The organism is Pleomorphomonas sp. T1.2MG-36 (assembly GCF_950100655.1).
Taxonomy (GTDB): domain Bacteria; phylum Pseudomonadota; class Alphaproteobacteria; order Rhizobiales; family Pleomorphomonadaceae; genus Pleomorphomonas.
This window is the reverse complement of the sequence record NZ_CATNLY010000012.1, coordinates 654,854-681,001: the sequence shown is the minus strand read 5'-3', so window position 1 is coordinate 681,001 and position 26,148 is coordinate 654,854. Positions and strand designations below refer to the sequence as shown.

Sequence of the window (26,148 nt, the reverse complement as noted above, 5' to 3'; positions counted from 1 at the left end):
GGTCAACCCTTGACGGCCCCGGCGGTCATGCCACGCAGGAAGTAGCGGCCGAGCAGGATGTAGAGGATGAGGGTGGGAGAGGCGGCGATCACCGTCGCGGCCATGTGGACGTTGTATTCCTTCACCCCGAAGTTGGAGTTGACCAGATTGTTGAGGGCGACCGTCATCGGCGCGCTCGACGGATTGGAGAAGGAAACGGCGAACAAGAAGTCGTTCCAGATGCCGGTGAACTGCAGGATCAGCGCCACCACGATCACCGATGGCGACAGCGGCAGCACGATGCGGAAGAAGATCCAGAAGAAGCCGGCGCCGTCGATGCGCGCCGCCTTGATCAGGTCGTTGGGCACCGACAGGAAGAAGTTGCGGAACAGCATGGTGGTGATGGGGATGCCGTAGATCACGTGGATCAGGATCAACCCTTCCACCGAGCCGAACAGGCCGAGCGTGCGCAACGTCACCGACACCGGCGCCAGCACCACCTGGAACGGCACGAAGTTGCCGGCGACCAGGGCGGCGAACACGAAGCGGGCGCCGGGGAAGGGCCATTTGGCCAGCGCATAGCCGTTGATGGCGCCGATCATCACCGAGATCAGCACGGCGGGGACGGCCATCACCATCGAGTTGCCGAAATAGCCCTTGAGACCGCCGCAGGTGATGCCGATGCAGGCTTCGCCCCAGGCGGTGACCCAGGCCTGGGCCGTCGGCTCGTGCGGCAGCGACATCAACCCGCCCGCCTGGATCTCCGGCATCGTCTTGAACGACGTGCTGAGCAGGATGTAGAGCGGCCCGGCGAAGAAGAAGGCGACGATGGCAAGCAGCAGGTAGAGAACGACCCGCTTCAGGATGGCCTTGGTCCGCCGGGGCGTCAGCCAGCCGGATCGCGTGGGCCGGAGCATTGCATCTGTCGGAGCCGACATCAGGCGCGCTCCCTCGTTTCGACGTAGAGATAGGGGATCAGGATCGCCAGCACCGTGCCGAGCATCACCACCGCCGAGGCGGCCGACAGGCCGAGGTTGGTGCGGCGGAAGGCCATGTCGAACATGAACACCGACGGCAGGTCGGACGACACGCCGGGGCCGCCGTTGGTCAGCGCCACCACGAGGTCGAAGGCGCGAACGATCGACAGCGACAACAGCACCACGACGGTGAGAAACACCGGCGCCAGCATCGGAATGACGATGAACACATAGACGCGCCAGGCCGGGATGCCATCGACCGCTGCCGCCTTCCAGATGTCTTCATCGATGCCGCGCAAACCGGCGAGAAAAAGTGCCATGACAAGGCCGCAACCCTGCCAGAAGGCGGCGACCACAAGGGCCCAGATGACGGTGTCGGGATTGGTCAGCCAGTCGAGCCGGAAGCTCTCAAAGCCGAGCTGATGCATCATCACCTCGATGCCGAGTGTCGGGTTGAGCAGCCACTGCCAGATGATGCCTGTCACCACGAAGGACATCGCCATCGGATACATGACGATCGACCGGAAGAAGCTTTCGGCGCGGATGCGCTGGTCGATCAGGATGGCGATCAGGAGACCGAGCGAGATGGTGACGAGCAGGAACAGCCCGCCGAACAGGAACATGTTGGTGAAGGCGACGTGCCAGCGCGGGGTATGGAACAGGCGCCAATACTGCTCGAGGCCGACGAAACTGTCGAAGCGCGGGAAAGCCTTGCTGTTGGTTGTCGAGACAGCCACCGTGTAGGCGATGAAGCCGTAGAGAAAGATCGCGATCAGCGCCAGCGACGGCGATAGGGCGACCTGCGACACGTGCCGCTGGAGGAATCTGCGCATGATCGGAGCCTTCGCTTCACGGATCGGAGCGTACCGGCGGCAAGCCGCCGCCGGCACATCGTGTCGAATGCCCGTCAGCGGGTCGCGGCCACGGCGTCGGCCATGGCGGTCATGCCTTCCTCGGGCGTCATCTTGCTGTGCAGGAAGGTGGTCATCTGGTCGACCAGCGCGCCGATGCCGGTGGCGTCGGTGACGTTGTCGGGCACCAGGAACAGGTCACCATCGGCGGCGGCGCCCATGGCGATTTGGGCGCAGGCGTCGAAGCCGGTCTTGTCGATGTCGAGACGCGGCGGGATCGAGCCCTTGCGCAGGCTGAATTCCTTCTGCACCACCGGGTCCATGATCGTCTTGGCCAGCGCCAGCTGGGCCTCGCGGGCGGCCGGATCCTTGACGGCGGTCATGGCGAAGGCGTCGGTGCCGAACACCAGCGTCTTGCCGCCGGCCGGGAAGATCTCGCAGACGATGTCCTTGCCGGGAACCTTGTTCGCGGCCACGAACTCACCCTTAAGCCAGTCGCCCATGATCATGTAGGCGGCCTTGCCGCTGATCAGCATGCCGCCGGTGATGTTCCAGTCGCGGCTCGGACTGCCGGGATCGACCAGATCGCGCACCTTGGCGAAGGTCCCGAAGGCCTTCAGCATTTCCGGGCTGCGCAGAGCGGCGTCGTCGAGATCATAGGTGACCTTGGTCAGGAAATCGCGGCCGCCGACGTCGATCAGGATGCTCTCGAAGACGAAGATTTCCTGCCAGGACTGACCGCCGAGCGCCAGCGGAATGTAACCCTTGGCGCGGATCTTGTCGGCCGAGGCGATCAGCTCGTCCCAGGTCTTCGGCATGGCAATGCCGACGTCGTCGAGCACCGCCTGGTTGCCCCACAGCCAGTTATGGCCGTGGATGCTCATCGGCGCCGTGACGTACTTGCCTTTGAACTTGGCGTTGTCGGCGATCACTTTGGGCAGAAGCTTATCCCAATCCTTGGCCACTTCGTCGATGTCGTTGAGCTGGCCTTCCTCGGCGAGCGCCATCAAGGGAGCGCCGACCTGCCACTGCATGGACGTCGGCGGATCGCCGCCGAGAATACGGGTGCGCGCCACCATGCGGGCGGCTTCGCCGCCGGCCACTGGATTGTCCTTCCAGGTGTTGCCGGTCTTCTCATAGGCTTCGACGAGAATTTTCAGGGCGGCCGCCTCGCCGCCCGTCGTCCACCAGTGGATGACCTCGGCGGTGCCGGCGAACACCGGCGTGGTCGTGGTCAGGGCGAAGGCCATGACCGAGCCCAGCACTCCAAGCTTGTTCAACATCTCTCTCCTCCTTCATCGCAGCCCGAACTCTCCCCTCGGGCCTCTCCTGCATCGCCAAACCGCTGGCCCTGAACGCGAAGCGTCGGGGCGACGGAATGGAATTCGCTTCCGCCGTCGGCTGGCGGATCAGCCTTTCAAGAAGTCTGCAAACCAGCGGCCGCTGTCTTTCATGGTCCGCGTCTGGGTCTGGAAATCGACGTGCACCAGGCCGAACCGCTTGGAATAGCCTTCCGCCCATTCGAAGTTGTCGAGCAGGCTCCAGACGAAGTAGCCGGCGAGATCGACGCCGCCATCCATCGCGGCGCGCAATGCGTCGATGTGGCGATGGATGTAGATCGCTCGCCGGTCGTCATGGATACGGCCGTCCGCGGCCATCTCATCTGGATAGGTGGCGCCATTTTCGGTGATGGCGATCGGCACCGGGTGGTAATCGCGCGTGACGCGCAGCAGCAGTTCGGTGAGGCCTTCCGGATAGACCTCCCAACCGAAGCCGGTGACGTCGGGGGCCGTGGTCTCGACGACGCGCGACCGCATCGGTCCACCCTTCGGATCGTCGGCGATGATCTCCCGGAAGTAGTAGTTGATGCCGAGGAAGTCGGTCTTGCCGGCGATGATCGCGAGATCCCCCTCGAGGATATCGGGCGCGGCGGCGCCCAACTCGCGGAGGACGTCCTCCGGATAGCCGCGACCATGCAGCGGGTCGAGGAACCAGCGGTTCCTGAGGCCATCGTGGCGGATGGCGGCAAGGCGATCGGCTGCGGAGTCCGATGCCGTGTGGATCGGATGCAAGCTCAGGGCGATGCCGCATTGGGCGTCGGCGGCATTGGACCGGAGCACGGGCAATGCCAGGCCATGCGACAGCAGGACGTGATGGGTCGCCTGCATGGCCGCCGAGAGGTCGCGCTTGCCGGGCGCGAACTCGCCCTCGTAATAGCCCTTGATCGTGCTGCACCAGGGCTCGTTGTGGGTAATCCAGCGCTTGACACGATCGCCGAGCCGGCGGGACACCACGTCGGCGAAATCGGCGAAGGCGAGGGCGGTTTCCCGGTGCGGCCAGCCGCCGGCATCCTCGAGCGGCTGCGGCAGGTCCCAATGATAAAGCGTCAGCCACGGCTCGACGCCACGCTCCAGCAGCCCGTCGACGAGGCGGTCATAGAAGGCAAGGCCGGCCTCGTTCACCGCGCCGGTTCCCTTTGGCAGGATGCGCGGCCAAGACACGGAAAAGCGATAGGCGTCGACGCCGAGTGCCTTGACCAGATCAAGGTCCTCATCGAGGTGATGAAAGTGATCGCAGGCCACCGTCGGCGTGTCGGCGTTTCGGATCCGCCCCGGCTCGGCCGCGAAGGTATCCCAGACCGAGGGGCGGCGGCCTTCGATGTCCGTGGCGCCTTCGATCTGCAGCGCGGAGGTGGAAACGCCCCACCGGAAAGCGTCGGGAAACTGGGCGCGAGTGGAGCGAGGCATGCTGACGACCGCCGTTGATGACCTGATGTTGCTTCAATTAATTAAATGAAATGTACGACGAGTCAAGCGAGATAGTTTGCCCTCCAAAATTTATGCGCATGGGTGGAATGAGGCCTTGGAAGTGGGGAAGTCCCGGCCGATTTCCGCCGCTTTCGCTAGCTCGTCGTCGGCAGGCGTCCCAGTCGATGACGCTCGGGAGAAGTCCATCCGCAGTTGTCCGATATGTTGAAGTCCAACCGCTTTCGTTTCTATAAGTGAAACGAACGGGTCGCTGGCTCCGGAAATGGAAATGTTCTCATGCCCTCGCTGAAGGGAAATCAGAGTACGTCGCGCACGCTCAACCGGCTGCTGCTGCTCAATCACCTGCGTCGGCATGGACCAACGGCGCGATCGGACATTGCGGCGGCGACCGGACTCAGCCCGGCAGCCATTTCCTATGTTTCGTCCGAGCTCCTGGACCAGCAGATCATTACCGAACGCGACGCCGTGGCCGACGGCGGCCGGCGCCGGATGACCCGGCTCGATCTGAATTACGCCGGTCACGTCGCTCTCGGCGTCAAGCTGATGGAGCGTCACCTGAGGGCGACGCTGACCGACCTCGGCACCAACGTCATCGACACGCTGACGGCGGACGTCGACGCGCGGTCGCCCGACGCGGTCGCGCGGGCGACAGCCGACGCGCTCACATGTCTCATGGAGCGTTCGGGCGAGGATCGGAAGCGGCTCATCGGGATCGGCCTCGCCATGCCCGGCCAGCACGATGCCGAGAGCGGCGTATGTCTGCGGTGCGATCGATTCGGCTGGAAAGATGTGCCGATCGCCGCGCTGATCTCCGGTCTGGCCGGCGCGCCTGCCTGGGTCGACAATGACGTCAACGCCTTTGCGCTCGCCGAACATCTGTTCGGAGCCGGGCGGCAGGCGTCGTCGCTGGCAGTGTTTTCCTTTGGCCGAGGCATCGGCGCTGCAATGATTGTCGACGGCCAACTTCTGCGCGGCCGCTACGGCGGCGCTGGCGAGATCGGCCATCTCAGCGTGGTCGAGGATGGTCCCCGTTGCGAGTGCGGCCGGCTGGGCTGCCTTGAGGCCGTGACGTCCCTCCCGGCCATTCTCAACGCCTATCGCATGGTGCGGCCGTCCAGCCATGCCATCGACCCCGTTTCCCTTGCCGCGCTGGCGGGGGAGGGCGACCCGGTGGCTTGCGAGATCCTTGGTACCGCCGGCCGCCGTCTTGGCGCTGCTGCTGCCACTTTCGCCAGCCTGTTCGATCCGGAAACCATGGTGATCGGCGGCGAGGGCGTGCTGTTCGGGCCGGCTTTGCTCGAACCCATGGTGGCGACGCTGAAAGAGAAGAACTTCCAGCGCGATACCGAGGTGTTCGTCGAGTTCTGGAACGATGACGCCTGGGCGCGCGGCGCGGCCGCGCTTGCCATCGACAGCTTCTTCTCGCTTCCGTCGTAAACGGGCGCGTCACACGACCGGACGCATCAATCCACGAATGGATGCATCAGTGCCAGTCTTTTGATTTCCTTGGGAAACCGATGGCTCCGCGAGTAGGACTCGAACCTACGACCCGGTGATTAACAGTCACCTGCTCTACCAACTGAGCTATCGCGGAACAGCTTCGGTGGCGGTGCGTATAACAAAGCTGTTCCGGTTTGCAAAGCCCCCTCGGCAAGGAAAATGCGATCGTGGCGTGAAAAGGCCGGAAGAGGTGGAAATTTTGTAGCTAACGGTATGGTGGGGAACGGCTTTTCCTTCGCCGGGCAGTGTTTTCCCGCAAGCCCCGCGATAGGCTTTGAAAAGCCGGGGGTGCTTTCCTATCTGTCCCGAACCGGTCTTCGCCGGAAACGCGAGCATTTCGAAAGGCTGCGCATGTCGAGGGTGAAGTTCTGGGGGCGGACGGTGCGATTGCCGAGAAATCGGCCCCTTCGTGTCGCCATGGGCTTTGCCTTCGTTGCCATGGGGCTCGTTGGCTTCCTGCCGGTTGTCGGCTTCTGGATGATTCCGGTCGGCCTGGCCATCCTTTCGGTGGATTCGCCGCTTGCCCGGCGGTTCAGACGCCGTGCCGAAGTCTGGGTCCTGCGTCGCTACAATCGCTGGAAAAGGCGCAACGTCGGCTCCGTCTAGATCGGCATCAGCCATATCTCGACCGACTTCGGTCACCTGGCGGAATCCATTCACGCGAATGTGCCCGACTTTGATATTTCGTTTCTGGAGTGGGGACTCCACTTATGGCAGGTTGAATGCAGGACAGGCGCGATGGGATCGCGGTACTGCCGGAACAGGACACCCAGCCGAGTCGTTCGGCGTCATATTTCGGTCGTTGTTGATCACTATCGGTGTGCCCCAGAGAGTAACGCTCTCTCGAATTTGGGAAAGGAGGTCATAAATGACACACATTTCGCTCTCGCGGATGACGCGCACGAATGTATGCCGTTCAATGATCCGCCCCAATCATCTTCGCTCGAAACGCCAATGGCGAACGTGTCTTTGCTGAGCATCTGACACTTCTTACAAAAAACGTAGTCGACAGGATGATGGTCTCGCCACCGGCGAAAGGCCAGGAGAGCAATATTATGTCCAAGCCAATTGTGATTGAAGTGGCCGGAAAGGCCGTTGCCGTTGCTGCCCCCGCGGGCGATCAGGTGCGTTTCGTTGCCGTCAAGTATGATGTCTGGGATCTCGATGGCGAGCTCTACGGTTCTGTCGCCGAGGCCCAGCGGGCGGCCGCCCGGCTTCTCGCCGGTCGGGACAGTGTGGAGCGGCCCTTCGGTTCGAGCCGTTTCCCTGCCGAGCTGGCGGTCGCCGTCTGAGCGATGGCCGTCACGCGCACCAACTCCTCATACAAATAGGTCGCTACCAGTCGAGCCGATTGGTGGCGGCCATACGGCCGAACCACAGGCCAGAGGCCTTGATCGTCCGCTTATGACTGCGGAAGTCCGTGTGGATCAGGCCGTAACGCTCGGTGTATCCCTCCACCCACTGGAAAGTGTCGAGCGGCGTCCAGGCATGGAACGCCCGCACGGACGCCCCGTCGGCGATGGTCGCGCGCATTCCAACAGAACCTGCCGATGCCAGTCGATCCGCCTCTGGTCGAGTAAGCAAGGTGGTTCATGGCCGTTCGTATCGAACGGGATCATGCGCAACGGTCGGGGTGACGCCTATCGCCGTTCGTCACGGCGGCCTTGCCGAACCCGCGTGATCGCCGACCAACATCGGGCAGACGGTGTGTACCCCCTCCCGGTGGTCTTAGATCATGCCGATCGGCATGGCGAGCACCGGCCGGACCTAAGCAAAATGGCCGACGATAATGCTGCGATGGATTTTCCCTCGCTGCCCCCTTGTCTACGCAGCCGCGCTCGCTTATGACCCTTCTCCGTGAGGCCACGTGGCGGAGTGGTGACGCAGCGGATTGCAAATCCGTGTACGGGGGTTCGATTCCCTCCGTGGCCTCCAGACCATCCAATCGACATTGATATTGTTGGACTTGTTCAGTTGGCCGTCCGCCGCTGTGATCGCGCTTCCCGTGCCCGTTGCGAGCGAACAATTGACAGCGGCTGGTGAACCGGAAGACGGGCTAAGTGAAATATCTTAAGTATATAATATTATTAGCTTATCTTGGAAGCTCGTTCTCGGGCTCGCGCGGATTCAGGGCAAAAACTGCTCTCTCTTCCCGTCAATTAAAATACTAAATCTATCGTCTAATATTTCTCCGTGATCTCCTGAAGTCAGAGGTCGCGAGAGGCTTTCGAGCATCCCTTCGCGACCGGTTCCGTTCCAAGCGGCCTGCCGACAGGGGATAGCGCCACATGCCGATCAATCTTCGTACACCTCAGGCCGAGACGCGCGATCAGCGTCTTGGCACCATCACTCAGTGGGATGGCCCCGCTTCCCAGCTCGCCAAGGATTCGGCCTTCACCTTCGGCTGCGGTCGCGATTGCGGCCCCGGCGGCAAGCGCCTCTGCGAGTTGAACAGCCCATATTCGCAGGCCTCGATGTGCGCCGAGCAGATCGCGGTCACCAATGCCACCATCATCAAGGACACGGTGGTCATCCAGCATTCGCCGATCGGCTGCGCCTCCAGCCAGTCGTTCACCTCGCGCTATTCCCGCGATCTCGCCGCCCGGCGCGGCTGGAAGCCCGAGGACCCCAAGTCGATCTGCACCAATCTCGGCGAGCAGGACATGGTGTTCGGCGGCGTCGAGCGCCTCGCCGAGACGATCCGCGACGCCTATGAGCGGCACAAGCCGCGCGTCATCTTCGTCGCCACCTCCTGCGCCACCGGCATCATTGGCGACGACGTCGACGGCACGGTCCGCCAGCTCGAAGACGAGCTCGGCATTCCCGTGGTTGCCCTGCATTGCGAGGGCTTCAAGTCGCGGCACTGGTCGTCCGGCTGGGACGTCATCGAGCATGGCATCCTGCGCCGCCTGGTGCCGGACCGGACGCATGAGAAGAACCCCGATCTTCTCAATGTCATCCACCTCGGCGGCCCGGACGTGTTCACGCCGCTGGTCGAGCCACTGGGCCTAAAGGTCAACCTGATCATGGGTGGCAACTCGCTCGAACGCCTCGCCGACCTATCCACGGCGGCGGCGACGGTGACCATGTGCTTCGTGCTGAGCTACCTCGCCACCGGCCTCGAGCAGGAATACGGCGTGCCGGAAATCCGCGCGCCGCTGCCCTATGGGCAGGAGGCCACCGACAACTGGCTGCGCGACATCGCCCGCGTCACCGGGCGGACGCATCTGGTCGAGGCGGTGATCGCCTCCGAACGGGCTCGTATCGCGCCGGAACTGGAGCGCCTCCGGCGCCTCCTCAAGGGCAAGAAGGGCTTCGTTGCCGCCGGCGCCGCCTTCGCTCATGGCCTGATCGCCGATCTGCGCGAGCTGGGCGTCACCGTCGACGACGCCTATTCCTTCCACCACGATCCCTCGACCGACAGCCGCGATCCCGAGCAGGATTCGCTCGGCCATCTCATCGAGACCACCGGCGACATCGAGAACTTCACCGTCAGCCCGGACCAGCATTTCCAGACGCATGCGGCGCTGAAGCGTTCGAATCCGGACTTCGTCATCTGCCGTCATTCCGGCACCACCGCCACGTTGGCCGGCCGGCTGGGCATTCCGGTGCTGCCGATCTTCTATTCCAACGACGGTCTCGGCTACGAGGGTCTTTTGACCATCGGCCGCGCCATCCTGCGCGTGTTGCCGCGCCGGCGCTTCTACGAGGACGTCGCCGCCCATTCGTCCTTCCCCTACCAGAAATGGTGGCTGGAGGAGACCAATCCCTACGCCCTCGACACCACTGAGGCCGCCGAGTGAGCCGGAGAGACCGATGAACATCGTCAGCTATGTTTCCCAGGACACCTCCGACTCCTTCGCGGCCCCGCCGGGGCCGATCGAGCAGGTGCGTTATGCCTGCGCCCTCGGCGCGCTCACCTCGGTGATCGCCATCGAAGGGGCGATCCCCATCACCCATTGCGGCCCTGGCTGCGCCTCCAAGCAGTTCCACGCGCTGTCCGGCATCTCCGGCTATCAGGGGGGCGAGTTCCACGTGCCGTCCAGCAACATTGGCAACAAGGAGGTGATCTTCGGCGGCGCCGACCGGCTCGACGAACTGATCTCCTCGACGCTGAAGGTGATGGAGGCCGAGCTTTACGTCGTGCAGTCCGGCTGCATTCCCGGCCTCGTCGGCGACGACGTCGAGAACCTGGTGAAGGGCTACCAGCGGCGCGGCGTGCCCATCGTGTTCGCCGAAACGCTCGGCTATCGCGGCACTAACTTCACCGGCCACGAGACGGTGGTGAAGGCGATCATCGAACAGTATGTGGCAAAGCAACCGGAACAGCCGAAGCGGGCCGGCCTCGTCAACGTCTGGGCGCTGCTGCCCTATCAGAACCCGTTCTGGCGCGGCGATCTTACCGAACTCAGGCGCATTCTCGAAGGCATCGGCCTGGAGGTGAACATTCTGTTCGGCCCAGCCTCGGCCGGCCTTTCCGAGTGGCGCGCCATTCCTGCCGCCGCGTTCAACCTCGTGCTCAGCCCTTGGCTCGGCGTTTCGGTGGCCCGCGATCTCAAGGCCGCCTACGGCCAGAGCACTCTGCACATTCCGGCCCTGCCGGTCGGTGCGCGCGAGACGGCGGCCTTCCTGCGCAAGGTGGGCGACCATGCCGGCATCGACAGGCGCAAGGTGGACGCCTTCATCGCCCGCGAGGAGAAGACCTACTACCACTACCTGCGCGACTTCGCGGCCTTCTATGCCAACTGCACCAGCCAGTACCGGCTGCCGTCGGAAGTGAACATCGTCGCCGACAGCGCCTATGCGCTGGCCGTCGCCAAGTTCCTGGTCGGCGACCTCGGCCTCAACCCCGGCGTCATCGTCATCACCGAGAACCCGCCGGAGACCGAGCGCGAGGCGATCCGTGACGCTTTCCGCGATCTGGCGCCGAGCATCGATGCCGATCCGCTGTTCGAATCCGACGGACACAAGGCCCATGCCGTCCTTCGGGCTCATCCAAGGATCGGCGAACTGCCGATCGTCTTCGGCTCGACCTGGGAGGCGGGACTGGCAGGCGAGATCGGCGCGCCGCTGGTCGAGATCAGCTATCCGGTGACCGACGAGGTGGTGCTGTCGCGCTCCTACATCGGCTATCGCGGCGCGCTGCAACTGATCGAGCGCACCTATACGACGGTGGTCCGCCAGTCGACCGAGGAAAACCCGGAGGTCGCCGCGCTATGACGGCACTCTCCGATCCCGCTCCTTCCTCCGGCGCGGTGCGCGTCGCCATCGGCACCGCGACGGGCGCCAGGGTGAGCGAGCATTTCGGCCATGCCACCCGCTTCGAGATCTGGGAAGTCGGCCCCGCCGGCTCTCGCTATCTCGAATCCCGCAACAACCGCCCCGCCTGCGGCTCGGGCTGCGGCGATCAGGCCGAGGTGGTGATGGATGCCTCGGTGGCTCTGATCGCCGACTGCAAGGCCGTGGTGGTGTCGCGTCTCGGCGAATGCGCCATCAACAGGCTGACCAAGCTCGGCATTCTCGCCTTCGAGACCGACGACACGGTGGACGACACAGTCCGTCAGCTCGCCGCCTTCGGCGGCCTGTTCAGCGCGGAGGCCGCAGCATGAGCGTTTCAGGCATAGCCTCCTCGGCCTGCGCGGCACACGGCATGCGGCAGGCCGCCATGCAGCCGGCTTTCCCCGACCTCGAAGGCAAGCATCCCTGCTTTTCGACCACGGCGGAGGGCCATGCCAAGGCGGCGCGACTGCATCTTCCCGTCTCTCCACTCTGCAACATCGCCTGCGCCTTCTGCCGGCGCGATTTCAACCGCGTCGAACAGCGGCCCGGCGTCGCCGCCCGTCTGCTCAAGTCCCAGGAAGCCGTCGAAGTCGTCGAGCGGGCGCTGCGGCTGATCCCCAATCTCACCGTCGTCGGCATCGCCGGCCCCGGCGATCCGCTCGCCTCCGACCATGCCATCGAGACCTTCGCCGAGATCCATGCCCGCTGGCCCCACCTGACGCTCTGCGTTTCGACCAACGGCCTACAATTGCCGGCGCGCATCGGCGATCTCCACGCGGCCGGCGTGGTCACGCTGACGGTGACGGTCAATGCCGTCGATCCGGAGATTCAGGCCAAGATCACGCCGAAGCTCGCCTGGGAGCGCAAACGGCTCGACGGCATCGAAGCGGCACGGCGGCTGATCGACAGTCAGCTCACGGGCATCGCCCGTGCTGCCGAGCTCGGTTTCACCATCAAGATCAACACGGTGCTGATCCCCACCATCAACGATCATCACATCGGGCAAGTGGCGGAAACGGTGGCGGCGGCCGGCGCGCGGATGATCAACGTCATCCCGCTGATCCCCGAGCATCAGCTCGCCCACTTGAAGGAACCGACCTTCATTGAGCGACACAAGGCGCGCGCCGATGCCGCACGGCATCTCAAGGTGTTCACCCACTGCCAGCGCTGCCGTGCCGATGCCGCAGGCGTGCCCGGACTCTCCGACTACACGGCCGATCTCTACGGCGACGATCTGCAGACCGAACCCACGTTCTCACACGGCTGACCGCCCGCTTTTCAATCCTCAAGGAGTATTTCATGTCCCGCAAACCCAAGCAGATCGCCATCTACGGCAAGGGCGGCATCGGCAAGTCGACCACCACCTCCAACATCTCCGCCGCGCTTGCCGAGGCCGGCTACAAGGTGATGCAGTTCGGCTGCGATCCGAAGGCCGATTCCACGACGACGCTGCGTGGCGGCGAATACATCCCTTCTGTGCTCGACCTCTTGGCCGAGAAGCGCCGGGTCGATGCCCGCGAGGCGGTGTTCAAGGGCTTTGCCGGCATCTACTGCGTCGAGGCGGGCGGTCCGGCGCCGGGTGTCGGCTGCGCCGGCCGCGGCATCATCACCGCCGTCGAGCTCCTGAAGCAGCAGCGGGTGTTCGAGGATCTTGACCTCGACTTCGTCATCTACGACGTGCTGGGCGACGTGGTGTGCGGCGGCTTTGCCGTACCGGTGCGCGAGGGCATTGCCGAACACGTGTTCACCGTGTCCTCTGCCGATTTCATGGCCATCTACGCCGCCAACAACCTGTTCCGCGGCATCGAGAAATTCTCGTCGAGCGGCGGCGCGCTGTTGGGCGGCATCATCGCCAACTCGATCAACACCGACTTCCAGCGCGAGATCATCGAGGACTTTTCGGCCAAGACCTCGACGCCGATCGTCCAGTTCGTGCCGCGCTCGCTGACCGTCACCCAGGCCGAGCTGTCGGGCAAGACGACCATCGAGGCCGCGCCGCACTCCGAGCAGGCCGACGTCTACCGTGCGCTCGCTCGCCACATCGCCGGCCACGAACAGTCGAAGGTGCCGACGCCGCTCAGCCAGTCGGAACTGCGCGACTGGTCGGCGCGCTGGGCCGAGCACATCGTCCAGATGGAACGGGCCGAGCGGGCACGCGCCGTGGCTTGATCTTCAGCGATACCGCGCAAAGCAAGAGGCCGGAGGTCATCCCCCCGGCCTCTTCGCATTCGATGTCGGCCGCTCAGGCGTCGAGGGCGGCCCTGAGGTCGTCGATCAGGTCGCCGCTGTCCTCGATGCCGGCCGACAGGCGAACGAAGCCATCGGAGATGCCGAGCTTGGCGCGCTGTTCGGCAGGGATAGAGGCATGCGTCATGATGGCCGGATGCTCGATCAGGCTTTCGACGCCACCGAGGCTTTCGGCCAGCGTGAACAGCCTGGTGTTCTCAAGGAAGCGCTTGGTGCCCTCAAGATCACGGTCGAGCTCGACGCTGACGATGCCGCCGAAGGCCGACATCTGCGATTTGGCGAGAGCATGTTGCGGATGGCTTTCGAGGCCGGGATAGATCACCCGTCGCACACCCCTCCGTCCCTCGAGATAGCGGGCAATGGCAAGCGCGTTGGACGAGTGGCGCTCGATCCTGAGCGCCAGCGTCTTCAGGCCGCGCAGCGCGAGGAAGCTGTCGAACGGCCCGGAGACCGCGCCAACGGCATTCTGCAGGAAGGTGAGGCGCTCGCGCAGCTCGGCGTTATCGCCCACCACAACCGCGCCGCCGATCATGTCGGAATGACCGTTGAGATATTTTGTCGTCGAGTGGACGACGAGGTCGATGCCGAGCTCCAGGGGGCGCTGGATGGCGGGGCTGGCGAAGGTGTTGTCGGCGACGGTGACGATGCCGCGCTTGCGGCCGATGGCGGCGATCGCCTGGAGATCGACGATCTTCAGCATCGGGTTGGTTGGCGTCTCCACCCAGATCAGCTTCGTCCCTGGCCGGATCGCCGCCTCGATGGCAGCCGGATCGCGGAAGTCGGCAAAGGAGACGTCGAGACCGGCCGAGCGGCGACGCACCTTGTCGATCAGCCGGAAGGTGCCGCCATAGAGATCGTCGGAGGCGACGATATGGGCGCCATGGTCGAGGGTTTCCAGGATGTTGGCGATGGCGGCAAGGCCCGAGGCGAAGGCGAAGCCGGCGGTGCCGCTTTCGAGGTCGGCGATCGCCCGCTCGAAGGCCTGACGCGTCGGGTTGTGGGTGCGGCCGTATTCCCAGCCCTTGTGCACGCCGGGGCTCGATTGGGCGAACGTGGAGGTGGCGTAGATCGGCACCATCACGGCGCCGGTGGTCGGATCATGGCTCTGGCCGCCGTGGATGGTGCGGGTCGAGAAGGCGAGCCGATGATTGATGCGCGGGGGCTGGTAGGTCACGAGTGAAGCCTCAGGTGATTGATGAGATCGACGCGGGTGACCACGCCGAGAAAATCGCTGCCGTCGAGCACCAGGGCGACTTCGCCGCGCTCGAACAGGGGGAGGGCGGCGCTGACGGGATCGATGGACTGCAGCGTGTGCAGATCGGTGATCATGTGGTTGCCGACGGCCTCTCCGAAGCGGGCCTGCCCGGCCACCGCTCCGCGCCCCAAGGCGGCATAGAGGTCGCTCTCGTCGATGATGCCGACGAGCCGCCCGCCCGCAACCACGGGCAACTGCGACACGTCAGCCTGCCGCATCCGCTTGTAGGCGGTCGCCAGCGTGTCGTCGGGAGCGACGGTCACGGTGGAACCATCCTGCTGGCGGCGGATGACCAGATCGGAGAGGTTGCCGCGGACCGGCCGGTCGGCCAGCCCCTGCTCGGCGAGCCAGCTGTCGTCGTAGACCTTGGAGAGGTACTTGGCGCCGGTGTCGCAAACGAGAGTGACCACGCGCTTGGGCGTCGTCTGGGCGCGGCAATACTTGAGCGCCGCCGCCAGCAGCGTGCCGGACGAGGATCCGGCCAGGATGCCCTCCTTGGAGAGCAGTTCGCGGGCGGTGGCGAAGCTTTCGGCGTCGGTGACGGTATAGGCCGACGACACCAGCGACAGGTCGCAGTTGGGCGGCACGAAGTCCTCGCCGATGCCTTCGACGGCCCAGGAGCCGGCTTCGATCAGTTCGCCCGTGTTGACGAGCGGCGCCAGAACGGAGCCGGAGGGGTCGGCGAGCACCATCTCGGTTTTCGGCGATACCCGCTTGAAGTAGCGACCGATGCCCGAAAGTGTGCCGCCGGAGCCGACGCCGACCACGATGGCGTCGACGTCGCCGTCAAGCTGCGCATGGATCTCCGGCGCGGTCGTCGTCTCGTGGGCGGCAGGGTTGGCCGGGTTGGCGAACTGGTTGACGTAGAAGGCGCCAAGTTCGGAGGCGAGACGCTCGGCCATGTCCTGGTAATAGGCGGGGTGGCCCTTGCCGACGTCGGAGCGGGTGATGCGTACGTCGGTGCCGAGCGCGCGCAGGTGGGCGATCTTCTCGCGCGACATCTTGTCGGGCACGATGAGGATCACCTTGTAGCCCTTGGGCAGGCCGACCTGGGCAAGGCCGAGGCCGGTGTTGCCGGCGGTCGCCTCGATGATGGTTCCACCGGGCTTCAGGCGGCCGTCGGCCTCGGCGGCGGAGATCATCGAAAGGGCGACGCGATCCTTGATCGACCCACCGGGATTGGCGCTTTCGAGCTTGACGAACAGGCGGCAGGGGCCGGTATCGAAGCGAGTGAGTTCGACGACCGGCGTGGCGCCGATCAGGTCGAGCGCCGAATGGGCGGGTTTCCGGAGAGCGGACATGGAGTGTCTCCCAAGAGAAAACGGTCGGTTGCTCACCGTATTGGCGAACAGACCGAAAGAAGAAGGTTGCATCTGGCTTCGGTGTCGCACGACATCGCGCTTGCTATTGGTCCGGACGATGCCGGATACAGCCAGGATTTCAGCGAAGGTTAGCCGTTATGTCGACAGGTCATCAGCTTTGTATTTCCATTTTGCTGCGAAATACTGGAACGATATGCCGCGTCAACCGGGTTTGAGCGCATGCGGTTTGTCTTGAACGCTCATGGCACGCTGAGATGCCGCTCCAGCCAGAGGCTGTAGCGAGCGGCGGTAAAGCAGAAGACGAAGTAGACGGCCGCGGCGAACACATAGGCTTCGGCATAAAAGCCGATCCACATCGGATCGGTCGCGGCCGCGCGCGCCGCGTTGAGCAGGTCGAACATGCCGATGATCGCCACCAGCGTCGTATCCTGGAAGATGCCGATCGCCAGGTTGACGATCGGGGCGATCACCTGTTTCAGCGCTTGCGGCAACACCACCAGACGCAGCGTTTGCCAATGCGTGAGACCGAGCGACGCGGCGGCCTCCGACTGTCCGCGCGGTACCGCCTGAAGGCCGGCGCGGATGATTTCGGCGAGATAGGCCGACACGAAGATCGATAGCGCCACCGCGGCGCGCGCGAACTTGTCGATGGCGGCGCCGGCCGGCAGCATCAACGGGAACAGCAGCGTTGCCGTGTAGAGAATGGCGATGAACGGCACGCCGCGCACAGTCTCGATCAGCACGACCGCATAGAGGCGGATGCCGCCGAGCTTCGAGCGGCGGGCAAGCGCCAGCACGATGGCGAGCGGAAAGGCGAGGATGAAGCTGCCGAGCGACAGAAGCAGCGTCACCGGCAGGCCGCCCCACTTTTCGGTCGGTATGGGCGACAGCGGCCCGCCGCCGCCCAGCAGCCAGATGGCGCCGCCAACTCCTGCGACCCAGCCGCCCACCAGCCAGCGGCCCCAGAAGCGCGGTACGGCTGACAGTGCCAGAAGCCCAATCAGAAGCGCACTGGCCGCATAGGCGCGCGAAGCCTCGTCCTGCGGATAAAAGCCCAGGACGATGAACTTCAGCTTTTCGCCGACAAAGGCCCAGCAGGCGCCGCTGGCCGCCTTGCAGGTCTCGGCCGTACCGAGGAAGGTGGCGTCGATCAGCAACCAGCGGACCAGCGGCGGCACCAGCAATGCCGCGACGATCACGACGGCGACCGACAGGGCCAGGTTGCCACGACTGCCGACGGTCGCTTTCAGGAATGGCGACCTGTCGAGGAGGGATGGCGGACGCAGCGCACTCATCGCCGCTCGCTCCTCAGGACATGGCTTCGGTTGTAGGCGTTCATGATCGCGGAGGTCGTAAGGCTGAGCGTCAGGTAGGCGCCGAGCATCAGCGCAATCACCTCCAACGCCTGTCCGGTGACGTTGGCCGTTGTATTGAGAATGCTGACGAGGTCCGGAAAGCCGATGGCAACGGCAAGCGACGAATTCTTGGTGAGGCTCAAGTAGCTCGACGTCATCACGGGAATGATGATGCGGAGCGCCTGCGGCAGGATGACGAGGCGCATCACCGCAAGGGGGCGTAGGCCCAGGGACCGGGCAGCTTCCCATTGGCCGGTGGGAACGGCGAGGATGCCGGCGCGCACCGTTTCGGCGATCGAGGCGGAGGCGTTGACGGCGAGCCCCAGCATCAGTGCCGCGAACTCCGGCGTCATGGAGACGCCACCGCGAATGTTGAAGCCCTTGAGCGTCGGTATGTCGGGCGCGAAGGAAATGCCGAGGCCGGTCGCGATGGCGACGGGCAGCAACAGGGCGACCGCGTAGGCCGAGAGGACAACGCGGCTTGGCGCCGGACCGGCGAACCGGCGGCGACGGCGCAGAACCAGCCGGGTCGCGATCAGCATGGCGGCCATCGCGGCCAGCACGAGCAATCCGCGCCCGCCCGCATCGATCGCCGGCAGGAACAGGCCGCGATTGGTGAGAAGAATGCCCGGAACGGGCGACAGCGCCTGTTTGGGTACGGGCAGGAGATGGATCACCGTGTTCCAGGCGAAGAGCTGCAGCAGCAGGGGCGTGTTGCGCAACAGCTCGACATAGGCCTGCACGAGGCGGGAAACCAGCGGGTTGGGCGACAGGCGGGCGATGCCGACGCCGACGCCGAGTACCGTCGCGACAAGGCATCCGAGCGCCGAGACGGCCATGGTGTTGAGAAGACCGACCAGCGCCGCGCGGGCGTAGCTGTCGCCGGCGGCATAGGCGATGAAGCTCTCGCCGATCTCATAGTTGGCGGTGTGTTCCAGGAACTCGAACCCGGGCGTGAGGCCGAGCCGGGCCATGTTGGCGAGAAGATTTCGGCCGAGCCACAGGAAGAGCAGCAGCGTGCCGAGGTAGAGGGCGATCTGGGCAAGTGGCCAGCCCCCCAGCCACATACGGACGAACGCCGGAATTCCGGGCCGCGTGCGGCCCGGTTCTCCGGTTTCGACCGAGGCGTTGATGACGCCGTCGACCATGGCTCTCGCCTCTCAGCGGAACGGCGGCGAGTAGAGAAGGCCACCCTTGGTCCAGAGCTGGTTATAGCCGCGCTCGAAGCCGACCGGCGTCTTCGGGCCGATGTTGCGGTCGAAGATCTCGCCGTAATTGCCCACCGCCTTGATGATGTTGTAGGCGAACTTCGGATCGAGACCGATGGCTTCGCCGAGCGAGGTGTCGACGCCGAGGAAGCGCTTGATCGCCGGATCCTCGCTCTTCAGGAACTCGTCGACGTTGGCCTGGGTGATGCCGAACTCCTCGGCCTGGATGGTGGCGTAGACCGTCCAGTTGACGATCTCCAGCCAGCGGTCGTCGCCGGCGCGGACGGCGGGAACCAGCGGCTCCTTCGACAGGCGCTCGGGCAGCACTACGTAATCGTCGGGCTTGGCGAGCTGGCTGCGGCGGATGGCAAGGTCCGAGCTGTCCTGCGTCAGGGCATCGACACGACCGGACTCGAGGGCGGCGACGAACTCCTTGGAGTCCTCGATCACCACGGGGGTGTATTTCTTGCCCGTCTTGCGGAAGAAGTCGGCGATGTTCAGTTCGCCGGTGGTGCCGGATTGCACGCCGATGGTGGCGCCGTCGAGATCGGCGGCCTTCTCGACACCCAGCGACTTGTTCACCAGGATGCCCTGGCCGTCATAGAACAGCACCGGCCCGAAGTGGAAGCCAAGCTTGAAGGCGCGGGTGATGGTCTGCGTCACGCCGGACAGCAGGATGTCGAACTCGCCGGCCTGAAGCGCCGGCAGGCGCTGCTGCGGCGAGGACGAGGTGAAGTCGACCTTGTTGGGATCGTTGAACACGGTGACGGCCAGCGCCCGTCCGAAATCGACGAAGAACCCCTGCCATTTGCCGTTGGAGTCGGGAGCGAAGAAACCCGGTGACGTACCGACGCCGACCTTGATCAGTCCGCGCTGCTGAATGGCATCGAGGGTGGGGCCGGCCTTGGCCGTCGTCAGGAAAGCGCCGCTGACGGCGATGGCCACGGCTGCCGCGCGCAGGCTCTGGCTGAGCCCGAAATGAAATGACATGAGATCACCTATCGAAAAAGGACGAGCCCGCCGAAAGGCTTGAGATCGGGAGAGGAGAGAACCTCCCGATCAGGGCGGGCTCTGATGCCGAATTGAGCAGGTCTTGCCGATAGTGCCAAAATATAAACTATCAAATTTATAGCATAATGGCGAATTTCGTTCCACGTTCGCCCGATGGTCGTGAGAAACGCCATTTTCCGCGCTCCGGGGGCGCCGGAGCAATGCTCTGCAATTGACGCCATTCGCATGCCCGGCTATCTCGGCCGGGTACGTCCGGAGGCGATCGATGCTGACCAAGAAGGGCAAATACGGGCTCAAGGCACTGGTCCACCTTGCCCGATCGGAGCCGGGCAAGGCGGTCCAGGTTGCGGAAATCGCCGCGCGCGAGAACATTTCCAAGAAATTCCTCGACGCCATCATGCGGGATTTGAAGAACGCTGGCTTCGTTCGGTCCTGGAAGGGACCGGGCGGCGGGTTCGCGTTGAGCCGTCCGGCATCCGAGATCGTGGTCGGGCCGGTGGTGCGGGCACTGGACGGACCGCTGGCGCCGATTGCCTGCGCCAGCCGTACCGCTTTCCAGCCTTGCGACGACTGCGGCGATCTTTCGACCTGCTCGGTCCGCATCGTCATGACCGAGGTGAGGGACGCCATCGCCGAGGTTCTCGACCGTACGACCCTCGCCGACATGCTGGAGAAGTCCAGCGCCGCAGCACTCGCCAGCTGAAGACGTCATACCGTTTCCGTCGGGTTTCGACCTTTCGGGCGGAACCTGACGGAAGCGGAAGCGCCCGACCGGGCGCCGGCCAGTCAGGCCGAAACCCGCTTGAGCCGGATGAGTCCGGATCAAGCGGAACGCGTATCAGTAGGCCGACCCAGGGCCGGTCGCGGTCCGTTCCGCCTCCGTCAGCAGGTCTGCGTGGTGCCGCCTGGCAACGTCGGGGTGCGACCGAAGGCGACTCTTCAGCGCGTTGCGACCCACTTGCTGGAAGATCGGGTTGAGCGCATCGACCGTCACGCCGCGCCGCTTGTCCTTGATCTCCTCGGGTAGCTCGATCACCGGCACCACGGAATCGACGTGCGCGCCGAGGAAGAAGGCGACCGACAGGCGCTCGCTGCCGGCTGGCGGCGCCACCACGTCATGGACGTCGGCGCGAACATAGCCCTGCGTCGCCAATTCCAGCACTTCGCCCGTGTTGATGATGAAGGTACCCGGCACCGGCGGCGCCTCGATCCACACGCCCTCCTCGGTACGGACGCGCAGGCCCGCGACCTTGTCCTGCAACAGCACGGTGACGAAGCCGCCATCCTTGTGGGCGCCGACGCCTTGCGAGCTCTCGGCGACGTCACGACCCGGGTAGCGGATCAGCTTCAGCAACTGCGTCGGCAGCGGCGTGTAGATGTCGGAGAAGACTTCCTCGTCCTGGCCGAGTGCGACCGAAATGGCTTTCAGAACCTCGAGGCCGACGCGCGTCACTTCCGCCTGATAGCGCAGGATGAGCGGCTTGAAGTCAGGCAGCCCTTCCGGCCACTGGTTGGGGCCCGTCAACCGGTTCCATGGCTTGTCCGGATCTTCCGGCAGCCGTTCCGCCTCGGTGGCGATGTCGATCTGCTCGCGCCAGTCCTTCTCGCCGCGCGTCAGCTCCCAGCCGGGTCGGTTGTAGCCTCGGAAATGCGGCGAGTTGGCCATTTCGACCTTCAGCTTCTCCTCGATGGGCAGGGCGAAGAACCGGCGCGACTGGGCGAGCACGTCGTCGATCAGCGCTTGCGGCACGCCGTGGCCGGTCAGATAGAAGAAGCCATGATCGTAGAGAATGCGCCGGATTTCGTCGATGAAGCGGCCCCGCTCCTCGGCCGGTCCCCGGAAGCGGGAAATGTCGACGAAGGGCAAGGTGACGGAGGTCGGCTGGTAGGTCATGGACAAGCTCCTCGGGAATTGGCGCCACGCCGGCGTCTTTCCTCATTCGAGCATGGCCTTCTTATAGACGACAGATTTAGTATTCTTTAGATCGCCTCCACCTTGCATTTTCAGTTCGCGATCGCGGCCACCGGGAAAATTCGCTTGCGCGACGCGCTGCCGCAGAAGCCGCTTCCGAGGGCCAGCGACCGGCCGCGAGCCACTGCGGTCAGGCGGGCGAGCAGTTTCTGGCCCTCTGGCCAGGTGCCGAGATCGGCGGCCGCGTTGATGTGCCCCACGTGGCCGGCGTCGACATACTCGGCTTCCCACATGCGGGCGAGAATGCGGGCGCGGGCAGCCGGCATCCAAGGATCGTTGCGGCTGCCGACCACGATGGCAGGAAAGCCAAGGGGAGCGGTGGGTATCGGGGCAAAGGAGGCGAGAGCCGGCACCTTGGCAGCCTGCGCGTCGACATCCGCCGGCGCCACCAGCAACGCACCGGCGATGGGAAGCTCCGGGCGACGGTTGGCGAGATGGGCGATCAGGACGGCACCGAGACTATGCCCGACCAGAATGGGATTGGGATGGCGTTCGATGGCGGCGATGGCTGCATCGAGCCAGTCGTCGAGGTCGGGCCTGTCCCAATCGCGCTGGCGGACCAGCACGGTCCTGTCCATCAGGTTCAGCCAGTGCGCCTGCCAATGTTCGGGTCCGGAGCCTTGCCAGCCCGGAAGAATGAGCGTTGTCATCGCATGTCTCCCCTTGCCTGAAAGGGGGCGGACGCCGGATGGCATCGCCCGCATGTCGCAAGAGGGTAGGAGCAGCGGCGCCACTTGTAGTGGTCGTATTTTGCGTTTTCAGCCCGGATGGCGGATCGCTGTTGCAGCGTTCCGCCCTGGTGAGGATCAAGGCTAGACCTCGTCCATCCGGTCCGGAAACGAACGCGTCGGCCGATTGCGGTTCCCGGGGAACAACGTTTCCGACCCAGGGCGACATTTCGAATAATATACTTAGGCTATTAGATCAGTATTCTTATCATCGTTTCCCTGGACCGGCGGCCACGTCGGACAACGGGGGACGGCGACATGGTCAGCTCGATTTTCAGCGCGATCGGCACCTCCATCTTCGAGGCCATGTCGCGCCTTGCGGTGGAAACCAATGCCATCAATCTAGGGCAGGGCTTTCCGGAAGGGCTGGAGCCTGAGGCCGTCATCGAAGCGGCGATCGAAGCGCTGCGCGCCGGGCCGCATCAATATCCGCCCATGTTGGGTCTGCCGGCTCTGCGTCAGGCGGTGGCCGCCAACACCAGACGCTTTCTCGACATCGAGGTCGACTGGGAGCAGGAGGTGCTCGTCACTTCCGGAGCGACAGAAGCGCTGAGCGATGCCTTTTTCGGCCTCATCGAGCCCGGCGACGAGGTGATCCTGCTCGAGCCGGTCTACGACAGCTACGCCACCATCATCCGCCGCGCCGGAGGCGTCCCGGTCCCGGTGCGTCTCGAACCGCCCCGCTGGGAGTTGCCGACCGACCGGATCGAAAGGGCGATCACGCCGCGCACGCGGGCGATCGTCGTCAATACGCCCTGGAACCCGACCGGCCGCATCATCGGCGACGAGGAACTGCGCTTTCTCGCCGATCTGCTCCTGAAGCACGATCTCATCGCGATCTCCGACGAGGTCTACGAGCATCTGGTCTTCGACGGTCGCCATCATCGGACGCTGTTCGCCCTGCCGGAGGTTCGGGACCGGGTGGTGCGCATCGGCTCGGCCGGCAAGACCTTCTCGGTTACCGGCTGGAAGGTCGGCTATGTCACGGCCGATCGCCGCCTGTTGGCGCCGATCTCGCGGGCGCATCAGTTCATCACCTTCACGACGCCGCCGGCCCTGCAGGCGGCGGTGGCCTTCGGCCTCAACCAGCCGGACGCCTATTTCGACGGCTTGCGCGCGACGCTGACCGAACGGCGCGATCTTCTGGTCGGCGGCCTCAGGGCGGCGGGCTTCAAGGTGGCCGACGTCGAAGCGACCTACTTCGCCCTGGCCGAGCTTGGCGACCTCGACCCGGAGGGCGACGATTTCGCCTTCTGCCAGCGCATCACCCGCGAAGCGGGCGTCGCGGCGGTGCCGATCTCTTCCTTCTATGGCAACCGGGATGTCCGATCTCATATTCGCTTCTGCTTTGCCAAGCGCCGCGAGACGATCGAGGAAGCGGTCCGCCGCCTTGCATCCTGGCGCGCTGGCGCCGGCGTTCGGGCTGCCGCCGAATGAACAGCCCCTTCCGCCTGAAGCCCGACGTGTCGGGCGCCGTCGCCGAGCTCACGGCGCGCTTCGGTGCGCGAGCCCGCGATTCCGAGGCGGTCCGCCGCCATCACGGCGGTGACGAAAGTCATCATCCGGTCAGCCTGCCGGATGTCGTCGTCGAGCCGGAGACCACCGAGGAGGTGGTCGAAATCCTTCGCATCGCCAGCCGCCACAAGGTGCCGCTCGTGCCCTTCGGCGCCGGTTCGGGCCTCGAAGGCGCGGCGATCCCGGTCCACGGCGGTATCTGCCTCGACACCATCCGCCTCAATCGCATCCTGGAAGTTCGCGAGGCCGACATGATCGCCCGCGTCGAGGCTGGCGTCCGTCGACAAACCCTCAATGCCTTCCTGCGCGACACCGGCTTGTTCTTTCCGGTCGATCCCGGCGCCGACGCGTCGATCGGCGGCATGGTCGGCACGGGCGCTTCCGGCACCAATGCCGTTCGCTTCGGCGTCATGCGCGAGAACGTCCTCGGCCTGACAGCGGTGCTCGCCGACGGCCGCGTCATCCGCACGGGTTCGCTGGCCCGCAAGTCGTCGGCCGGTTACGACCTGACACGCCTTCTCGTCGGCTCGGAAGGGACGCTCGGCATCGTCACCGAAGTGACGCTGCGCCTGCACCCGGTGCCGGACTCGGTGTCGGCCGTTGCCGGCTTCGCCACGCTGGACGGCGCCGTTCGGACGGTGGTCGACATCAAGCGGATGGGCTTGCAGATCGGCCGCGTCGAACTGCTCGACGCGCGCCTCGTCGGCGTCATCGGCCGCCATTCCACCATCCGCCTGCCGGAAAGACCGACGCTCTATTTCGAGTTCCATGGCAGCGTCGAGGAGATCGACGCCGTTGCCGGCGCGGTGGCCGAGATCGTCGCCGAACATGATGGCGGCGCCATCGCCTGGATGAAGACGCTCGATGAGGCCCGCGCCCTTTGGGAAACCCGTCGTCTCGGGCTCGGCTGGGCCGGCAGCGAACGACCGGGTTCGACCTCCTGGCCGTCCGACGTCTGCGTGCCGGTGTCGCGCCTCGCCGAGGTCATTCTCGAAACCGAGGCGGACATCGCCACGTCCAGCGTGCCCGCCTACATCGTCGGCCACGTCGGTGATGGCAACTTCCATTGCGTGTTCAAGCTCAAGCCGGACGATTCCGCCGAGGTGGCCGAGGTTTCTCGCCTCAACGCCCGCATCGTCGAGCGCGCCATTGCCGCCGGCGGCACGTCGACCGGCGAGCATGGCGTCGGCCTTGGCAAGCGCGCTTATCTCGAAGCCGAACACGGCCGCGACGCTGTCGCCGTGATGGCGCTGCTGAAGAAAGCCCTCGATCCCGACAACATCCTCAACCCCGGCAAGGTGCTGCCGGACGACATCGCGGCGGCCGCCGGCTTGCCGACGTTTTTCCCATGACCTCCCGCCACGATCTTTCGGAGACACCACGATCATGACCGCCAGAAAACTGCTCGCCGCCTCTGCCATCGGCCTCCTATTGGCTCTCGCGAACGGAGCCTCGGCCGAAACCATCAAGCTCGGCGTCACCGCCGGTCCGCATGCGGAGATCGCCGAGGCGTTGAAGCCGGTGGCCGCTGCCAAGGGACTCGACGTTCAGATCGTCGAGTTCTCCGACGGCGCGCTCATCGACCCGGCCACCGAGGATGGCGACCTTGATGCCAACGCCTTCCAGCACACGCCTTATCTCGACCAGCAGAACGCCGACCGCGGCCTGCATCTCGTCTCTGTTGCCAAGACCGTGCTGCTGCCGATGGCGGCCTATTCGCACAAGGTGAAGTCGGCTGCCGATCTGCCGGACGGCGCCGAGATCACCATTCCCAACGATCCCTCCAACGGCGGGCGTGCCCTGAAGCTTCTGGAGCAGGGCGGCATCATCAAGCTGACGCCGGGCGTCACCTTCAAGGCGACCGAGCTCGACATCGTCGACAATCCCAAGCATGTGAAGATCCTTCCCCTTGAGACGGCGCAGTTGCCGCGCTCGCTGGAGGACGTCGATTTCTCGGTCATCACCTCGCATTTCGCCATCAGCGCCGGCCTGCTGCCGAGCCGCGACGCGCTGCTGATCGAAAGCCAGCAGTCCGATTACTTCTGCCTGATCGCCGTCAAGCCGGAGAACGCTGACAAGCCCTGGGTCAAGACGCTGGTCGAAGCCTACCGCTCGCCCGAGGTGAAGGACTTCATCGCCAAGAAGTTCGAGGGCAACATCATCGTCAGCTGGTAAGGAGC

24 protein-coding genes and 2 tRNA genes are annotated in these 26,148 nt (G+C 64.8%); 13 read left to right on the top strand and 13 right to left on the bottom strand.

Going from position 1 to position 26,148, the window contains the following annotated elements; all coding sequences use genetic code 11:
• Positions 1-2: 2 nt before the first annotated feature.
• The 4 genes from QQZ18_RS10075 to QQZ18_RS10060 form a co-directional block, all read right to left on the bottom strand.
• Positions 3-917 carry a carbohydrate ABC transporter permease gene (locus QQZ18_RS10075; RefSeq protein ID WP_284540652.1) on the bottom strand — a complete coding sequence of 305 codons (915 nt, stop codon included), beginning with the start codon at positions 915-917 and terminating at the stop codon, positions 3-5.
• Positions 917-1,789, bottom strand: coding sequence for a carbohydrate ABC transporter permease (locus QQZ18_RS10070; RefSeq protein WP_284540650.1), 873 nt, complete (start codon positions 1,787-1,789; stop codon positions 917-919). The genes QQZ18_RS10075 and QQZ18_RS10070 overlap by 1 nt, the downstream gene beginning before the upstream one ends.
• A gap of 74 nt (positions 1,790-1,863) precedes the next feature.
• Positions 1,864-3,090, bottom strand: a complete 1,227-nt coding sequence (locus QQZ18_RS10065; protein ID WP_284540648.1) for an ABC transporter substrate-binding protein — start codon at positions 3,088-3,090, stop codon at positions 1,864-1,866.
• Between the two features lie 126 nt (positions 3,091-3,216).
• A complete protein-coding gene (locus QQZ18_RS10060) occupies positions 3,217-4,554 on the bottom strand; it encodes a GH1 family beta-glucosidase (RefSeq protein ID WP_284540646.1) in 1,338 nt (445 codons plus the stop codon).
• A 297-nt stretch (positions 4,555-4,851) separates the two neighbouring features.
• On the opposite strand from QQZ18_RS10060, the gene QQZ18_RS10055 reads away from it, so the two are divergent.
• On the top strand, positions 4,852-6,012 hold the full coding sequence (locus tag QQZ18_RS10055) for an ROK family protein (RefSeq protein WP_284540644.1): 1,161 nt from the start codon (positions 4,852-4,854) through the stop codon (positions 6,010-6,012).
• A gap of 81 nt (positions 6,013-6,093) precedes the next feature.
• Here QQZ18_RS10055 and QQZ18_RS10050 read toward each other — a convergent pair.
• Positions 6,094-6,169: transfer RNA gene (locus QQZ18_RS10050), tRNA-Asn, on the bottom strand.
• Between the two features lie 257 nt (positions 6,170-6,426).
• On the opposite strand from QQZ18_RS10050, the gene QQZ18_RS10045 reads away from it, so the two are divergent.
• A complete protein-coding gene (locus QQZ18_RS10045; RefSeq protein ID WP_284540642.1) occupies positions 6,427-6,681 on the top strand; it encodes a PGPGW domain-containing protein in 255 nt (84 codons plus the stop codon).
• Between the two features lie 449 nt (positions 6,682-7,130).
• Positions 7,131-7,367 (top strand): hypothetical protein, encoded by a 237-nt coding sequence (locus tag QQZ18_RS10040; protein ID WP_284540640.1) that lies wholly within the window; start codon positions 7,131-7,133, stop codon positions 7,365-7,367.
• A 43-nt stretch (positions 7,368-7,410) separates the two neighbouring features.
• Here the strand turns inward: QQZ18_RS10040 and QQZ18_RS10035 are convergent, their stop codons facing one another.
• Complete coding sequence (locus QQZ18_RS10035) at positions 7,411-7,608, bottom strand: family 1 glycosylhydrolase (RefSeq protein WP_284540638.1); 198 nt, start codon at positions 7,606-7,608, stop codon at positions 7,411-7,413.
• A gap of 328 nt (positions 7,609-7,936) precedes the next feature.
• Between QQZ18_RS10035 and QQZ18_RS10030 the strand changes: the two genes are divergently transcribed.
• The 6 genes from QQZ18_RS10030 to nifH all read left to right on the top strand — a co-directional run bounded on the left by QQZ18_RS10030 (position 7,937) and on the right by nifH (position 13,524).
• A tRNA-Cys gene (locus QQZ18_RS10030) sits at positions 7,937-8,010 on the top strand.
• 353 nt (positions 8,011-8,363) lie between these two features.
• Entirely contained in the window at positions 8,364-9,878 is a 1,515-nt protein-coding gene (locus QQZ18_RS10025; protein ID WP_284540636.1) for a nitrogenase component 1, read from the top strand.
• A 13-nt stretch (positions 9,879-9,891) separates the two neighbouring features.
• Positions 9,892-11,295 carry a nitrogenase component 1 gene (locus QQZ18_RS10020; protein ID WP_284540634.1) on the top strand — a complete coding sequence of 468 codons (1,404 nt, stop codon included), beginning with the start codon at positions 9,892-9,894 and terminating at the stop codon, positions 11,293-11,295.
• A complete protein-coding gene (locus QQZ18_RS10015; RefSeq protein WP_284540632.1) occupies positions 11,292-11,684 on the top strand; it encodes a NifB/NifX family molybdenum-iron cluster-binding protein in 393 nt (130 codons plus the stop codon). Before QQZ18_RS10020 ends, QQZ18_RS10015 begins: the two co-directional genes overlap by 4 nt.
• Positions 11,681-12,622: a radical SAM protein gene (locus QQZ18_RS10010; protein ID WP_284540629.1), complete on the top strand. Its 942-nt coding sequence runs from the start codon at positions 11,681-11,683 to the stop codon at positions 12,620-12,622. The genes QQZ18_RS10015 and QQZ18_RS10010 overlap by 4 nt, the downstream gene beginning before the upstream one ends.
• Before the next feature lie 32 nt (positions 12,623-12,654).
• Positions 12,655-13,524: a nitrogenase iron protein gene (nifH, locus tag QQZ18_RS10005; RefSeq protein WP_284540627.1), complete on the top strand. Its 870-nt coding sequence runs from the start codon at positions 12,655-12,657 to the stop codon at positions 13,522-13,524.
• Positions 13,525-13,597: 73 nt separating this feature from the next.
• Here nifH and QQZ18_RS10000 read toward each other — a convergent pair whose 3' ends face one another.
• The 5 genes from QQZ18_RS10000 to QQZ18_RS09980 form a co-directional block, all read right to left on the bottom strand.
• Positions 13,598-14,776: a trans-sulfuration enzyme family protein gene (locus QQZ18_RS10000; RefSeq protein ID WP_284540625.1), complete on the bottom strand. Its 1,179-nt coding sequence runs from the start codon at positions 14,774-14,776 to the stop codon at positions 13,598-13,600.
• The gene (locus tag QQZ18_RS09995) at positions 14,773-16,158 is read right to left on the bottom strand and encodes a cystathionine beta-synthase (RefSeq protein ID WP_284540623.1); all 1,386 of its coding nucleotides are present in this window, start codon (positions 16,156-16,158) and stop codon (positions 14,773-14,775) included. The genes QQZ18_RS10000 and QQZ18_RS09995 overlap by 4 nt, the downstream gene beginning before the upstream one ends.
• 260 nt (positions 16,159-16,418) lie before the next feature.
• Positions 16,419-17,474, bottom strand: coding sequence for an amino acid ABC transporter permease (locus QQZ18_RS09990; RefSeq protein WP_284540621.1), 1,056 nt, complete (start codon positions 17,472-17,474; stop codon positions 16,419-16,421).
• Complete coding sequence (locus QQZ18_RS09985; protein ID WP_284540619.1) at positions 17,471-18,682, bottom strand: amino acid ABC transporter permease; 1,212 nt, start codon at positions 18,680-18,682, stop codon at positions 17,471-17,473. The genes QQZ18_RS09990 and QQZ18_RS09985 overlap by 4 nt, the downstream gene beginning before the upstream one ends.
• A 12-nt stretch (positions 18,683-18,694) precedes the next feature.
• Positions 18,695-19,732 carry an amino acid ABC transporter substrate-binding protein gene (locus QQZ18_RS09980; RefSeq protein WP_284540617.1) on the bottom strand — a complete coding sequence of 346 codons (1,038 nt, stop codon included), beginning with the start codon at positions 19,730-19,732 and terminating at the stop codon, positions 18,695-18,697.
• Between the two features lie 286 nt (positions 19,733-20,018).
• Here QQZ18_RS09980 and QQZ18_RS09975 point away from each other — a divergent pair, with 286 nt between their 5' ends.
• On the top strand, positions 20,019-20,456 hold the full coding sequence (locus QQZ18_RS09975) for an RrF2 family transcriptional regulator (protein ID WP_284540614.1): 438 nt from the start codon (positions 20,019-20,021) through the stop codon (positions 20,454-20,456).
• Positions 20,457-20,591: 135 nt separating this feature from the next.
• Here the strand turns inward: QQZ18_RS09975 and QQZ18_RS09970 are convergent, their stop codons facing one another.
• Complete coding sequence (locus QQZ18_RS09970; protein WP_284540612.1) at positions 20,592-21,647, bottom strand: isopenicillin N synthase family dioxygenase; 1,056 nt, start codon at positions 21,645-21,647, stop codon at positions 20,592-20,594.
• A 110-nt stretch (positions 21,648-21,757) separates the two neighbouring features.
• Positions 21,758-22,375 carry an RBBP9/YdeN family alpha/beta hydrolase gene (locus QQZ18_RS09965; protein ID WP_284540610.1) on the bottom strand — a complete coding sequence of 206 codons (618 nt, stop codon included), beginning with the start codon at positions 22,373-22,375 and terminating at the stop codon, positions 21,758-21,760.
• Between the two features lie 336 nt (positions 22,376-22,711).
• Here QQZ18_RS09965 and QQZ18_RS09960 point away from each other — a divergent pair, with 336 nt between their 5' ends.
• From QQZ18_RS09960 to QQZ18_RS09950, 3 genes are read left to right on the top strand one after another with little or no spacing between them, the layout of a single operon-like run.
• Entirely contained in the window at positions 22,712-23,890 is a 1,179-nt protein-coding gene (locus tag QQZ18_RS09960; RefSeq protein ID WP_284540608.1) for an aminotransferase, read from the top strand.
• Positions 23,887-25,320 carry an FAD-binding oxidoreductase gene (locus QQZ18_RS09955; protein WP_284540606.1) on the top strand — a complete coding sequence of 478 codons (1,434 nt, stop codon included), beginning with the start codon at positions 23,887-23,889 and terminating at the stop codon, positions 25,318-25,320. The genes QQZ18_RS09960 and QQZ18_RS09955 overlap by 4 nt, the downstream gene beginning before the upstream one ends.
• A 34-nt stretch (positions 25,321-25,354) precedes the next feature.
• The gene (locus tag QQZ18_RS09950; protein WP_284540604.1) at positions 25,355-26,143 is read left to right on the top strand and encodes a MetQ/NlpA family ABC transporter substrate-binding protein; all 789 of its coding nucleotides are present in this window, start codon (positions 25,355-25,357) and stop codon (positions 26,141-26,143) included.
• The last annotated feature ends 5 nt before the right edge of the window (positions 26,144-26,148 follow it).